The sequence below is a fragment of the Segatella copri genome, assembly GCF_019249655.2.
GTDB lineage: Bacteria > Bacteroidota > Bacteroidia > Bacteroidales > Bacteroidaceae > Prevotella.
In genome coordinates this window covers 2,874,999-2,890,067 of sequence record NZ_CP137557.1, presented here as the reverse complement: position 1 = coordinate 2,890,067, position 15,069 = coordinate 2,874,999, and the positions used below count along the sequence as shown (strand labels likewise).

Sequence of the window (15,069 nt, the reverse complement as noted above, 5' to 3'; positions counted from 1 at the left end):
AGCAAGGAATTATGAGAAGTACATTCAAGACAGTCTTCTATGTAAACGGAAGCAAGGAGAGAAACGGAATTGTCCCTATCATGGGACGTGTGACAATCAACGGAACTATCGCACAGTTCAGTTGCAAGCTGAGCGTGACCAAGGCGATATGGGATGCCAAGGGCAACAGAGCCAAAGGCAGAAGCAAGGAAGCCAATGAGGTGAACTTTGCGCTTGATAACATCAAGGCTCAAATCGCTAAGCATTACCAACGGCTTTCCGACCGTGAGGCGTTCGTTACCGCTGAAATGGTGAGAAACGCATATCAAGGCATAGGTACGGAGTATGAGACATTACTCAGAGCTTTTGACAAGGAGAACGCAGCCTTTGCCCAACGCGTGGGAAAAGACCGAGCTGTCCGAACCTACCGCAAGTATCTGACGGTAAGAAAGTACGTTGCCGAGTTCATCAAATTTCAGTACAAGCGCAGCGATATGTCCATGAATGAGCTTACCGAGGAGTTCATCCGTGATTTTTGTCTGTATTTGAAGAATGTCATTGGACTCACGCAATCTACCATTTGGATATACTCCATACCATTGAAGCATATCGTCACGGCAGCACACTACAACGGCAAGATACAGAGAAATCCGTTTGCCATGTACCACGTTGACCCAGACCACAAGGAGCGGGAGTTCTTGACAGAGGAAGAATTGGACATATTGGCAGGAATAGAGTTGGAAAATCCCAACTTTGCTTTTGCGAGAGACTTGTTTATGTTTGGTTGTTGGACAGGTATCTCTTTCGTTGACATCAAGAATCTTACAGAGGACAATGTTGCCATTATAAGTGGGTCTCCATGGATAGTTTCTCAGCGTCAAAAGACAGGCGTACCATTCAAAATTAAACTGATAGATGCAGCCATACAGATAATTGAACGTTACAAGCCATTGAGAAAAGATATGCACTTGTTTAATATTGGCTCACTTGACATGGTAAACAAGCGTATAAAGAAAGTGGCAAAAATGTGTGGCATCAAGAAGCGAATTTCATTTCATGTAAGCCGGCATTCGTTCGCAGTTTTGGCTTTAAACTACGGTATGCCGATAGAGAGTGTAAGCAAGATACTGGGACATACGGACATCGCCACAACACAAATTTACGCAAAGGTGACAAGTACTAAATTGGAGCATGACATATCAGCTTTTGAAAGTCGAATCAAGGGGCATTTGCCTACAATGGGAGGAATGGCATGAAAAGGACAGTAATCACCGTGGACGGAAATGGAATGTTATCCATTCCGTCCAACTTGCAAGACTTGTGGATGAGTGAGGGTGAATTGGTTGATATGCTTCATGTCACCGCCATGAAACTCCATGCTGTGATAAGGTCAATATACAAGGATGGTTTATTGACGGTGTCGAAAGTCCAACAGAAACAGGAAACTTCCAATGGCATTTGGCAAACGTTGTATGGCTTTCCGATGATTGTTGCCCTTTGCTTCCGTATAAACTCATACGGGGCAGCTCGGTTTCGTGTCACCATCTTCAAGAGATTGTACGGGGCAAAAGAGAAAAGTAGTGTCATTATCCTACAACTCAATAGAAGAACAACCGCCTTTAGTTGAATGTCCTCTTGCTTGTTTGTTGGCTTGGCGCTGTCGTACTGTCGTGAATAAGTACTGAAGCATAAGCATGACATTCTTACTTGTAGGGGGATGAGTTCTGTTCCTAAAAATGACGGACAAAACACCCCTTATTTTTGTTGAATTGTTGAATATGATGAAAGAAGTATTGAACATCAGGCATTTACGGCTCAACATATTCTCAACAAATCTCTCAACAAAAGAAAGATAATGTTGAAAAGAGAAAACCATGAACACCATTCCTTTCTTTCTTTTTAGCCCAGTAATTTGTTGTGTAGAGCTATTTGTTGAGAGTTTGTTGAGGGTATAAGTGGTTGGTTCTCATAAAGATAACACCTATCTTCAACAATTCAACGTTTTACATGCCCTCACTTGGTACGCTGTAAAATGTGCTTGTGGATTAATTGGCAACCGCTCTATTCTCCGAAATGGTTGCAGCAACGTTCCTTGGAGGCTTTGCGCCTCCAGCCACTTGGGCGAACCTCCGCAGTGTTTTAGCATGGCATTAGATTTATGCAGACTATACCGAGGACACACAGCACACTCGGCATAGTTCACAAAGGAAATCAACAACACACAACTGAAACACTTGGCAAGTTTCACACTGAAAATATCACCTTTTCCTTTGCAAACTCCATGTACAAAGTAGCTTGTGTCTGTGACCTTGTTCTTTCAATGTGGCAGCTTTGATGTTTGGCGTAAATTGAGAGAATTAAGGTCTGCAACCTTGGGCATGGAAAGCCGAAAGGCAAATATCTCGTCTTTTGTTCTTAGAGGAGGAAGCGAGGTTATGTTTTGGGAACCCCAAAACGCCTCGCTCCACCATGAGGGCGGAGAAATTTTGCTCCCAACGGTTGCAGAAAGTGAGTGTACCAACTGTAGGCAGTGCATAGAAATATGTAAATAGATTTGTCAGGTGTAGTTTATTCTTCCTTTATTTGCACAAAAGTATGTTTTGAGTGTTATAAAAAATAAAAAAATGCACTATTACGTTGATATTTTTGTATTTTTGCACTCAGTTATCTTGGACAGCAGAATTTGAAACACTGAAAATCCGTAATCTGTCTATATGTAAAATCTTTAAATTTGGATTATTATGACTAAGAAGTTTTGGTTAATAGCACTCATCGTAGCTTGCACTGTTGTATTTGGCAGTTGCGATAAGTCTGAGGAATTGAGTGTTGAGCAATGTAAGTTGGATATGAATCTATTCAACCAAACCTATACTGTTAATGATGAGGGGTGCTGTGTGCTAAAAGGGAGAAAGCCAATAGCAGCAGAAGAAATACAGAGTAAGGTCAAGGGCTATGGTTGGGAGAGTATTGCCACTTATGAGGTACAGGAAAACGGAAAGTTGAGCAAGGAGGAATTTTGGAAAGACAGATTTGGTGGCAGCCCTACACACTTTTGGTTTGAGACATCACAGCAAGCTTTTAGTTATTTTTATAGTGATGCCTTGCCAGCCTTTTGTTTCAGTCGTGTATCATGGACTTATGACATGGACAAAGGCTTCATACTGTTTGGCAGCAACAAGCAGACAACAGACAGCAGATACATGCAGATTCTTAAGCTTGACGAGTCGAATGGCAAAACCTTAATGTACACCATACAAAAATTGGGAGCGACGAGTGATGGCAGCAATGGTTACAAGTCTATATATGGCATGATTGTATATAAACGCATGACCGAAACCGATTTGGAAATGATGAAGAAAAGTTACACGTATGATACGGATATTGACCGTTCTGTTCCCGACAACTGCAAGTTTAAGATTAAGGCATACTATGCAGAAGACGACAAAGACAACACAGACCCTGTGTTTCAGACCTTCTGCCTTGTAACATTTGAGCTTACCGATGAATATGGTTTCAACTCTTCAGATAATGCCTATTACAACTACTACGATTCAATTACTTGGACGAGTGATTGTCGTGATATGCCAGATAGCTTTGGAATCATGGAACGTAAGACAAACTGTTTGAATACTTCCTATTGGTGGAGCACATACTTCTTCACGCCTCATGACAATACTATTGTCTATGCCAATGGCTATAAAGATGGCCGTATTGTCTATCAAGCCCGAAAGAGGCTCTATTTGGTGAATGATGGATTCTTTGGTTACGATTGGGATAACGTAAGGTATAATTCCAAGAACCCCGAACTAACAGAATATTGCTTGCTGGACAAGAGCCGTGAGTTTATCCTAACTCCACCTACTGCCTACAAAGAAGACATTACAAAACCGTATGCAGAGTTACGTATTGTACTGAAAGGAGCAAAAGACAAAAACGACAAGGAATATATGTTAGGCGTGCTTGAACGTGAAAGAGAAGGTCTGTTGAAGATTATGGACCAGTACTATGAAGCACATAGTACTATAAAAAAAACAGAAAAGGCTTCGCTGTGTAAAACGTTTAAGGCACTACCCGAAGATGCTGATATTAAAGCATATTGGCGTACAAAACATTCTCGCATGGTACTGATACTTAAAACTGACGGGGAAGACCCTATAAACAGTGAATACTATGTGCATGCGGAACCAATTAAATGATAAATAAGTTTAATGTGGATAACGCAATTGAATGTAGCTTATATAACAACAATAGTCATAAGGCGAAGTTAATCTTTGTTTTATGACTATTGTTTTTTGCACCAACATAGTGTGGTTTCATTTTTATTTTGTATTTTTGCAACTGTAAAGAGTTGTTAGGCAAAGCAAACATATGCATATTGCAGAAGTTGTGACTATTGCCAAGTCATTACCTCTATTGAGGTTGAACACTTATAAATCGCTCATTTTAAGCTATTCAGCAGATTATAGAAGAATTTTTCCGAAAAAGATGCTTCTGATGAAAATAAGGTGGAGTCAAAGGTTTTTGATAATGATGATTTCCGATTCTATAATGTTACTATTGAACGTCCACTTCGCTTGCGTAGCAAGTTTTCTCAATTGAAGATTGATGAAATGCTTTACGATAAGTCAGATGTGGTGCTTTCAAAGTGGCTTTATCAGACTTATGGCGAAAAAGTATTTGCTGGTATAGAAAGTGAGATGCCAGCTATTAAAGGCTATCTGCAAGAGCATGAGATTAAGAAGACGGATAAGCAGCTTAGCAATTTGATTTCTGCTAAGAAATGGCAGGGGCGCAGAGGTTTGGTTGATTTGGCTCGTAAGCTGATGAAAATTGTGGGCAAAGAGGAATATATGGATTATAATAAGTTCTTTGGTTGCATTAAAACTGCGGCAGAATTTTTGACCGAAAAAACGAGTGCTGCGGACTTGAAAGCTATTGCTAGAGCTATGAGCGTTGTTGATCCGAAAGCGCAACCTGTAGTGAAAAGAACATGTAAAGCTAACTGTAAGGACATTGTGGACCTTATGAGAAACTATGGTGTTGAAGAAGAGCAATTGAACGATTATGGCTATTGGGCAGCTTTGGATGACAGTAAAATATATGTAGAGTATGAGTCTGATAGTGACTTACGTGATACGGAGAAAATACCTGTTAAGGAAGATATTTATGAATACTTCCTACGTGAGGTGCGTCCATACGTAAAGGACGCATGGATAAATTTACTGCCAACAAAAATTGGTTGTGAGATTTCCTTCACCAAGTATTTCTATAAGCCTGCTCCATTGCGCTCGCTTGCAGAAAATGAGGCAGATATTCTTGCTCTCGACCAAGAGAATGATGGCTTTATTCGTCAACTTTTAGGTAAGGAGGAATAGTAAATGGAAAGATATAAAGAATATAAGGATAGTGGTGTTCAGTGGCTGGGGAAAATTCCTAGTCACTGGAAGATTGAACCTTTTGGAAGGCATTTTAAATTTAGAAAAGGATTGCCTATAACAATAGTTCGTTAATAATTCAATAATGTGCTAAGCAGCTATACGCTGTAAGCACGAGAGATCTTTGAAAATCTTGCTAATTAAAGTTCGGTTCGGGGTGTACCCGCTTGCTTTAAAAATTCGTTTCACCAGATAAATATTGGTCATCAGTGACTTGAATGAAGACATAGAATATTCCATTCCCATCTCCTTCATAGTTACCTTGGCAACATTTAGTGATGTGAACGAAGCATTGAAAGCAAAATCGAGTTTCCACTTATCGCGAGCCTGGCAGTCCATAAGACCAGTATAGCCTTTGGCGTCACGAAAGCAAAATTCGATCTGGAACCTGGTTCTATAATAAAGAAGTACTTCTTCACCCGAAAGTGAGGTGTCTGTAGAGAAGAATAGTTTCTTCTTGCCATTCGGCATCTGCCAGATGACAAGTCTAACTTTACACCTGAGTGCCTTGGAATAGGCTATCAAAGTATAAGCTGTTCCTTCTATATCTTTCATCTCCATCTTCTCCATTCGAGTGAGGTCAAGATTCTTCATATCAATCTTGCCATCCTTGGTCTTGGGGCGACCACGTTTTCCAGTACGTGGACCAGCATAGACATAAAAGAGACAAGCATTGTCACGAAAGCGGCTTATCAAAGAGAACCCTTCTTTCTTTATCCCATTAACAAATGTACTTGTAGAGAAGTAAGCATCTGCAACTATGAGGGTTGAGAGTTTAAGAAGTTCCTTGCGGTAACGCTTAATGACGCTGATATAGAAATCTACCATAGTCTTGTTTCTAAGACTCAGTTCTTTATTACTTAGCGACTGGTGTGCTTTTAACATCATGCAGTCTTTGGCATCAATATCAATGAGGCCAATACCCATGATTTCGAGACCATGTTTAACAGACTGTGCACATCCCGACCAAAAACGACCGATATGTGGAGTCTTCTTGCCAGCTTTGCTGATGTAGCTGGGATCAATGGCAATAGCCCATCTTCCCTGTTTACCAAAGAAGCGCTTGGCAAGTGAGACATTAAGTTTGAGCCAGTCAATGCTTTTCGACTTTTTTAAGCCGAATGCGTTGCGATAGGTTTGCTCAACATGCGAGCCATACCTCCCCATTTGGGTGAAATTTATCTTTCTTGGTATTACCATGAACAAAATTATCACCTCGATGAGTATTTTCTCGAAACTTTTTGTTAACTTTGCAGCCGAATCTTCAACTGCATCTTTAAAGATATCCATATATTGGTCAAGTCCTGTATTCATATAATTTTGCGTTTGTCGTGATTTGCAAAGTTACTGAAAATCAGCGACTTGACCAACTTTCTATAGTTAAGTTTTCATAAGCATTTCTTAATATAAGTTATTGATTTACAGACGATTAAATATTAATTTAACGCAGTATTGCTATAACAAAGGCTGATTTAAAAGAGAATGGTATTGCTGTTATTAGTTATGGACAAATCCATGCAAAGAATAATTTAGGAACTACTCTTACCGAATCATTGGTTCGTTATGTTTCGCAAGATTACCTGCATACACATCCTCGATGTTTATTGACAAAAAATGATTTTGTCTTTGCAGATACTTCGGAAGATATAGAGGGCTCTGGAAACTTTGTTTATAATGATTTTAAGGATGATATATTTGCTGGTTATCATACGATAGTGGCAAGGCAAGATAGTCTGTATAATCCTAAATATTATGCATATCTATTTATGTCTGATGCTTGGAAAAATCGTGTGAGAAATCTTGTTAATGGAGTAAAGGTTTATAGTATTGGAAGAAAACAACTAAAGGATAATTTTCTTTTGTTTCCTTTACCTTCAGAGCAGGATGCTATTGTTGATTTCTTAGATAAAGAGACTTTTGGTATTGACAAAGCGATAGCTATGCAACAAAAGATGATTGACTTATTGAATGAGCGTAAGCAGATTATCATCCAAAATGCTGTGACGAAAGGTTTGGACGGAAACGTAGAAATGAAGGATAGTGGTGTTGATATGATTGGTATGATTCCGAATCATTGGAAGGTAGAACCTTTTGGTAAGCATTTTACATTTGGCAAGGGATTGCCTATAACAAAAGCAAATCTTCAAGAAGAAGGTGTTGCTGTGATAAGTTATGGTCAGATTCATGCTAAAAATAATTTAGGTACAACAATGACTGAATCGCTGGTTCGATATGTTTCGCCTAAATATTTAGAATCTCATACCCAATGTCTGTTGAATCAAAATGATTTTGTATTTGCTGATACATCTGAGGATATTGAAGGGTCGGGTAATTTTGCTTTTAATGATTTTGAAAATAAATTATTTGCTGGTTATCATACTGTAATAGCAAGACCTCAAGATTTGTTCTTCCCTAAATATTATGCTTACCTATTCAAGTCGAAAGCATGGAAAAGCCAAATTCAATCTTTGGTAAATGGCGTAAAGGTTTATAGTATTGGGCGTAGAATTTTAAAAACATCAATGTTGTTAATTCCTTCTGAGGATGAGCAAAAGCATATAGTGGGATTTTTGGATGAAAAAACCTCTGCCATAGAAAAATCGATAGAGAATATTTCACGTCAAATCTCCCTCCTTCAGGAGCGTAAGCAAATTATAATTAACGAAGTAGTAACAGGAAAGGTACGTGTATCATGAGCATGTCAGATATTAAAGAAGAGGCCTTTGAGGCTTTGATTGAAAAAGCTCTCGTAGGCTCAACGAAAGAAGAACGTGAGAAGCTGGGGATTACCAAGGAAGATGTGGATTCTCAGCATCCCGACAGTAACCAATATTACTGGGGTGTGCCAAGTGATTTTAAGTTTAAGACAGACGAGGATTGGGCGATTGACACTCGTCGTCTCATGTCTTTTCTCCATGCTACTCAGCAGGAGATTCTTGATAGTTATAAGGGAAGAAATACGCTTGAATTTGCCATTGCAGAACGTATCACCAAAACAATTGAAACGTTTGGGGTCATCAAGGTTTTGCGTGAAGGCATTGATGTAGATAATATCAAGTTAAAACTTTGGTATCCAAAGCCGTCGGCTGCTGATGCGGAGATAAGCAAGGAGGATTATATGCAGAATCAGTTCTCTATAACTCGCCAGCAAACCTATTCGACGTTGCATCCAGGCGATGAAATCGATATGGTACTCTATGTTAATGGACTTCCTCTCTTTACCTTTGAGTGGAAAAATCCATGGACAGGGCAAACGGCTAGATATAATGGGCAAAAACAATATAAGGAAGATCGCAATCCGAAAGATAGACTGTTGAGATTCGGACGTTGTCTTGCTCACTTTACAGGCGATAAAAATGAGATATTCTTCACTACCAAGTTGGAGGGGAAGGATACCTATTTCATGCCTTTTAATAAAGGTCTTCCAAATGGCCAAGGTGCAGGAAATCCCGTAAACCCGCATGGATATAAAACCTCATATTTGTGGGAGTGGGTATTGCAGAAAGACTCTGTTGCGGATATTATAGATAATTACGTTTATTTCGATTATGGTGAAGCAAAGACGGGCAAAAAGGTACCACATGTCTTAAAGAATGCCAAGAAACTTATATTCCCTCGTTTTCATCAGTTAGATGTTGTTAATAAGTTACTTGCTGATGTTGCTGAGAAAGGAGTAGGTGAACGTTATTTGATTCAACATTCTGCAGGTTCAGGCAAAACAAATTCCATCACATGGCTGGCATATCAGATTATTAATGTTTGTCCAAAGACAATGTCTGCAAAAAGAGCGAAAGGTTTGGAAGATAAGTTGTTTAATTCGGCTATTGTGGTAACAGACCGTCGCCTTTTGGACAAACAAAATGCAAGAAATATCAATGCGTTTGGGAATTCTGATAAAATTGTATCTCATGCTGATAGTTCGTCGGATTTAAAGGATGCAATAGAGCAAAATAGACGAATAATTATTACGACGATACAGAAGTTTCCCGAAATTTGTGATATCATTAAAGACGTAAGCGATCGCAACTTTGCCATCATTATTGATGAAGCTCACAGTTCGCAGTCTGGAATCACTTCTGATAAGATGAACGCATCCATGCAGAAAGAGAGTGATGTTGATTATGCTGATACAGATGCTTTAATTGAGAAACTTATAAGGGACCGTAAGATGAGCAGTAATTGTTCTTATTTTGCCTTTACAGGTACTCCAAAACGTGAAACCTTGGAACGATTCGGCTGGGAAGATGTGAAAGGTGAACGTGGTGAGGTAGGTAAGTTTTACCCGTTCCATCTCTACAGTATGAAGCAAGCTATCGAGGAAGGCTTTATCTTGGATGTCCTCACTAATTATACGACTTATCAAGGCTATTATGAGGTGATAAAAAATGTCAAGGATAATCCGCTGTTTAACAATGATAAGGCTCAAAAGAAAATACGCCAGGCAGTGGAACGAAATCCAAAGACCATCCAGGCAAAGGCGGAAATAATGATGGCGCACTTTGATGTAAAAGTATATCATTCGCATAAGTTGGATAATAAAGCAAAGGCAATGGTGGTTTGCCGTGATATAGAGTGTGCAATCCACTATTATCAGTCTATCTGCGATATTATAGCTAAAAAGAAGTTGCCTTATAAAGCATTGATAGCATTTTCTGGCGAGAAAGAGTTGGGTGGAAAAAAATATACCGAGACCACAATGAATGGATTCTCGGATAACAAGACGGCTGACAAATTCGACGAAGAGGATGATAACCGAATCTTGGTTGTTGCCAATAAATATCTGACTGGTTTTGATCAGTCAAAGCTATGTGCCATGTATATTGACAAACCTTTGGCTGATGTATTGGCAGTGCAATCTCTCTCGCGTTTGAATCGGTCGGCACCCGAACTAGGTAAGAAAAGCGAAGACTTGTTTATTCTCGACTTCTATAATACCACGGAGGATATGAAAAAATCCTTTGAGCCATACTATACAGCAACTGCATTAAGTGGATATACTGATGTGAATGTATTGTATGAACTCAAGTCGTTTTTACTCAGTATCGGTGTTTTCACTATGGAAGAAGTGGTGTTATTCTCAGATCTCTTTATCAAAGGAGTTCCTGCGGATGAATGGTCACCGATTATTGATACTTGCGCCCAACGTTTTAATGAGGAAATAAAATTCGAAGGAAATGGAAAGGCTGATTTTAAAATGAAGTGTAAGCAGTTCGTAAAAATCTATTCTCGCACTTCGGCTATTTTGGAATACGAAGTGGTAGAATGGGAGCGCCTTTTCTGGTTCTTCCGTGTCTTGATTCCAGAACTGAAAGTTAAAGAATCTGAGGATGATGACTTAAAGGATTTGCTGAATAGTATTGATCTCAATACTTACGGTACTCGTCGCACTGCATTGAATCAGCATATCGATTTAGACCCTGGTGAAAGCACCATTGACCCATTAAGTCCGAATATGGTAAACGCAGGTGGAGAGGATGGAAGGCTGGATCCTTTGGATAAAATTGTGAAAGAGTTTAATGAACGTTGGTTCAAAGGCTGGAAGGCTGATCCTCAGGAGCAGAAATCCAAGTTGATACATCTTATGCGTCATGTAGAGTCGGATGAGGATTATGTATCGCTAGTAAAAGATAATTCGGATAAAGATGCGGCTGACGAGGTTATGAGTCAAATCCTTGCTCGTTATGTGAGAGCTATGCGCAAAGGAGACAAGAGCTTTTATGATGAGTACAAGGGTAATGATTCGTTTCAGTATGGCTTGCTGCAAGCCATAAAAGGGTTTATAGCAAATAGAGATTATGCAAATGTGTAACATGGCATTAGCATTCTACCTTCTTTAGGAGAAGGGTGTAACTCTAATAAGGAACGGATAGTTGCAAGTTAAAATGTTTTTCAGCCCTCCTCTCTACACGGTGAAGAGAAAGCTTATGTATGAAATGAACAAAGACCTGCCCTACGAGCAGCAGGTAAAACTGTTGCTCCACCATTACGACCAGCTGGTGGTGGAGAACAAGGCCTTGAAGGCTCGTATCAAGGAGATGGAAGATGAAAAGGCTGAGTATGGCGACCCGAAAGAACTGCGGGAAATGCTGAAAACGCTTCCATCCAAGGTGAAGCAGCTCAGAGAACTCTATAACGAGCGAGATTCAAGAATCAACTGGGCTAAGAAGAAAATGGTGAAGTATTTGAGAAGTAAGGGGGTAAAGCTGCCGCCTATCATGACATTTACGAAGGCCGTGGAAATGGTAACGGAATTGCCGGAACAATCGTGAAAGTAAGGAGAGGAAGTGTAGCACTAAAAATGCGCACTTTTTCTCCTTTTTTTGTTATTCTGTAGTTTAATTTTATTCAAGTATTAACGTTTCTGAAAAATACTCACGCCTATTGCTTTTAGGTGTGACATTGATTTTGCCGTGTCAACAATTAGTAGTAAATTCGCAAAAATTTACATCAGTATGTTGGATATTGCAAAACATAGAAGAGGGTTGATGCGGGAAAATCTAGCTCAGCTAGAGGACCAAATCGATTGGATACAAGAAGAGTGCATCATCTTGTATCTCAACTCTTTTATTGGTAATGGTGGTGGACTGATATCCGCATATCAGTTTTCTAATATCATTCACATCAGACTTTCTACAGTAACCGGAATCTTGAACAGGGAAGTAAAATTCCGTACTTATCAGCAGCGAAGATGGTGTTGTTGTATTCTGTTACATTGGGATACAATTGTTGATGAGCTGGAGAAGCGGCATAGGGCGGAAAGTAAAAAGTTTGATAAGAGCCTATTTGAAAAGAATTTCAATGAAGCTTTTTCGCAGTGGATTACATTTGCGAGAGACTTGAAACAACTTAACAAATTGGAAGAACAGGTAGAAATATACCAAAGGCGTTTTGTGCCTAACAAATAAATACTAATAATATAAACAAATGACAAAATTACAGAAATGAAGAAATCAAGCAAATTTACTTAGGGAAGACTAGTCTGCTGGTATCGAGGATGCCACCCTATGAAGCTCTCCTTGGCTATTCGTTAGTCTAGCCCTCTCCGCAACCACTAGAGGACCCAATCAACTATATTATTTAATTTAATACCTTTTAGTTATGGGTAAGAGATTTTTCTTTAGACTCATCCGCCTGTTTTGTAAACATGGGGGATTCTGTTTGTTTAAGATCGTGGTATATATGCAGCCTAACAGCAAATATATCGAGAATAATTACGTGAATTCTAATGATGATGATTTGAAGGAGGCTACCGATGAGTAGAATTTTTCGTATTAATGGCCCTGTTACCTATATAGAAAATAACTATGAGGGGGTAGGACTTCAGCATAAGAATTCTGAAGTTTCTTCTGAAAAGAAGAACGATTCTGATGAAGTTGTTTTTGAGCAGAGTGTTAAGGTGAAATGCTCTTCTTCTGCAGCAGGAAGAACTGCCGAGGTGCTCTTTCCCGACAAGAATGGCGGGAAGGATGTGAACCTGACGGGGAAGATGGCGAATGCCTTTGTGAATTATCTCAAACTGCATCATCTTTCGAACGAGCAGCTTTCTACTTCGGATGGGGTGATGAATGAGAGTGTGGTGGCTTTCTACCAGTATTGGTCCGAGCAGGGTTACTTATATTCGGGTACTCCCAACGGGGCTTCCATTACTAGATTCCTGCAGGAAGACTGTAAGCTAGAGATGAAGGTGACTCCCAAGTCGTATGGCGATTATATCAGAAAGAAGATTAATGCCGGTCATGTTGATGTGGATGTGGAGTGTAATGTTGCGGATTATATGGATTCTATTTGACGTAAAGAAAATATAGTTAATGGCATAACTTGTTAGTATATAGGGCAATCCGAAAGGGTTGCCCTTTTTTATTTTCCGCCGAATTCAATTTGGCGCATTTGGCGGAAATGGCGTAACGGAGATTTCTTTCTACTTTTGCCCCGGATTTCAGAACGAGCCGTGTTCTGGGATTCGGGGCTTTTCCGTTTCCTATCGCCAGGGTGCTGGCATGGATTTCGTGCCATGTTGTAGTTGGCGCAGCGTATCAGCCCATCGTTCTTTGACAAGGCTGATACAATTTTTTAATTTCTATTTTTTATTTATTGAAGTTTCGCAAGTAGCATTCTACCGTCCCCGAAGGGGGCGAATGTGAATAACCGCGGGTGGAATGACCGAAGGGAATGGAACCTGCGGATAGTGACAGAAACTCTCTTGTCGTCCCCGAAGGGGGCGAACAGGAGCAAGACTGGATGAGGTTCGCCCCCTTTGGGGACGCTTTCTCCCTACTATTGGTTGTCCGCAGGTTCCATGACCTTCGGTCATTCCACCAGCGGTTATTGAAAGTTGGCCCCCTTCGGGGACCGGAGGTTACTTGCGAAACTTGAGTTATTTACATTAAATTTTATTCGTTATGATGAAATCAATGAATCAGAAGGCAGAGGGCAGCAAGGCTGCTGGCTCTGCCAAGTGTGGTGCGCTGTCTTCTAAGAATAAGAAGAAGGCGGCACCTGTGTGTGTGTTTGAAAATCCGGAGTTTGGAATGGTTCGCACGGCTACTGATGAGAAGGGCGAACCTTGGTTCTGTGCTAAGGATTTGTGTGATGCGCTGGGATATAAAAATTCGTCAAGTGCTGTAAGTCAACATGTTAGGTCTAGCGATATCGTAAAACGCTATGTTGCTAGACCTGCCAAAAATCGCTTTGGTGTTTGCGAGGGTAAAATGCAGATTGTGCAGATGATCTTCGTTAACGAAAGCGGATTCTATGCCCTGGTGTTGGGTTCCAAGCTGCCATCGGCTCTGATGTTTAAGGATTGGGTTACCTCGGTGGTGCTGCCGCAGATTCGCAAGACGGGCGGTTATATCCCGGTGAATGAGGGGGAGAGCGAGGAGGAGATGATTCGCAATGCCGAACAGATTCTCCGTGCTACCCTGAAGGAAAAGGAGAACCTGCTGGAGAAACAGAAGAAGCTGATGGAGGAGCAGAAGATTCTGATGGAGGAGCAGAAGATTCTGATGGAGGAGCAGAAATCAAAACTGCATCAGCAGGAAGTGCAGATGGGACTCGACAAGAAACTCATCGGCGAGCAGGATGAGGAGATTCATCGACTCAATGAGGAGGTGAACGACCAGATGGTCCGCATGGCTATTCAGGGACAGAATGTGGTGGCTCTGGAGCGTCAGGTGGACGGACTTCTGCCAAAGGCGATGTATTCGGATAATGTGCTGGATTCCGTTTCGTGCTTCACCACCACCCAGGTGGCGAAGGAGCTGGGCATCACGGCGCAGGAGCTGAACCGCTCGCTCTGTTCGCTGCATGTGCAGTATTACCAGAGCGGACAGTATATGCTCTATGCGGAGTATGCGCACATGGGGTTGGCGAAGAGCCGAACCAAGTATCGTGCCTTTATGACGCCTGCGGGCGACGGAACGAAGCGTAAGGTGGGAAAAGTGGTGACGAACACTTACTTGGTATGGACCGAGAAGGGCAGAAAGTTTATCCACGACCTGGTGCATCGCTTCTGGGAACTCGCAGAAATGTATGAGGTGAAGAATCTGGGGTAAATTATTAATCATTTATTATTCATCTTATTCATCGGATTACTCGCGGATTGTTTTTTAGGTCACGCGGATTGTTTTTTAGGTCACGCAGATTTCGCAGATGACGC

General features: G+C 40.7%; 12 protein-coding genes. 11 read left to right on the top strand and 1 reads right to left on the bottom strand.

Going from position 1 to position 15,069, the window contains the following annotated elements; all coding sequences use genetic code 11:
* Positions 1-11: 11 nt before the first annotated feature.
* From KUA49_RS11880 to KUA49_RS11865, 4 genes are all read left to right on the top strand, one after another.
* On the top strand, positions 12-1,235 hold the full coding sequence (locus KUA49_RS11880) for a site-specific integrase (protein ID WP_234564422.1): 1,224 nt from the start codon (positions 12-14) through the stop codon (positions 1,233-1,235).
* Positions 1,236-2,720: 1,485 nt separating this feature from the next.
* Positions 2,721-4,175, top strand: coding sequence for a hypothetical protein (locus KUA49_RS11875; protein ID WP_117677891.1), 1,455 nt, complete (start codon positions 2,721-2,723; stop codon positions 4,173-4,175).
* Between the two features lie 309 nt (positions 4,176-4,484).
* The gene (locus KUA49_RS11870) at positions 4,485-5,354 is read left to right on the top strand and encodes a hypothetical protein (RefSeq protein ID WP_218413640.1); all 870 of its coding nucleotides are present in this window, start codon (positions 4,485-4,487) and stop codon (positions 5,352-5,354) included.
* Positions 5,355-5,357: 3 nt separating this feature from the next.
* Positions 5,358-5,489 (top strand): hypothetical protein, encoded by a 132-nt coding sequence (locus tag KUA49_RS11865; protein ID WP_256624962.1) that lies wholly within the window; start codon positions 5,358-5,360, stop codon positions 5,487-5,489.
* Positions 5,490-5,504: 15 nt separating this feature from the next.
* Here the strand turns inward: KUA49_RS11865 and KUA49_RS11860 are convergent, their stop codons facing one another.
* Positions 5,505-6,728, bottom strand: coding sequence for a transposase (locus tag KUA49_RS11860; protein ID WP_153093847.1), 1,224 nt, complete (start codon positions 6,726-6,728; stop codon positions 5,505-5,507).
* A gap of 137 nt (positions 6,729-6,865) precedes the next feature.
* Here KUA49_RS11860 and KUA49_RS11855 point away from each other — a divergent pair, with 137 nt between their 5' ends.
* The 7 genes from KUA49_RS11855 to KUA49_RS11825 all read left to right on the top strand — a co-directional run bounded on the left by KUA49_RS11855 (position 6,866) and on the right by KUA49_RS11825 (position 14,965).
* Positions 6,866-8,110: a restriction endonuclease subunit S gene (locus KUA49_RS11855; RefSeq protein WP_318331694.1), complete on the top strand. Its 1,245-nt coding sequence runs from the start codon at positions 6,866-6,868 to the stop codon at positions 8,108-8,110.
* Positions 8,111-8,112: 2 nt separating this feature from the next.
* Entirely contained in the window at positions 8,113-11,223 is a 3,111-nt protein-coding gene (locus KUA49_RS11850; protein ID WP_218413276.1) for a type I restriction endonuclease subunit R, read from the top strand.
* A gap of 115 nt (positions 11,224-11,338) precedes the next feature.
* Positions 11,339-11,683 carry a hypothetical protein gene (locus tag KUA49_RS11845; protein ID WP_218413277.1) on the top strand — a complete coding sequence of 115 codons (345 nt, stop codon included), beginning with the start codon at positions 11,339-11,341 and terminating at the stop codon, positions 11,681-11,683.
* A gap of 183 nt (positions 11,684-11,866) precedes the next feature.
* Positions 11,867-12,319, top strand: a complete 453-nt coding sequence (locus tag KUA49_RS11840) for a hypothetical protein (RefSeq protein WP_203050641.1) — start codon at positions 11,867-11,869, stop codon at positions 12,317-12,319.
* 193 nt (positions 12,320-12,512) lie between these two features.
* Positions 12,513-12,674 (top strand): hypothetical protein, encoded by a 162-nt coding sequence (locus tag KUA49_RS11835; RefSeq protein WP_318331611.1) that lies wholly within the window; start codon positions 12,513-12,515, stop codon positions 12,672-12,674.
* Positions 12,667-13,203: a hypothetical protein gene (locus KUA49_RS11830; protein WP_203050643.1), complete on the top strand. Its 537-nt coding sequence runs from the start codon at positions 12,667-12,669 to the stop codon at positions 13,201-13,203. Before KUA49_RS11835 ends, KUA49_RS11830 begins: the two co-directional genes overlap by 8 nt.
* Before the next feature lie 610 nt (positions 13,204-13,813).
* Positions 13,814-14,965, top strand: coding sequence for a BRO family protein (locus KUA49_RS11825; RefSeq protein ID WP_256624902.1), 1,152 nt, complete (start codon positions 13,814-13,816; stop codon positions 14,963-14,965).
* Positions 14,966-15,069 lie beyond the last annotated feature (104 nt).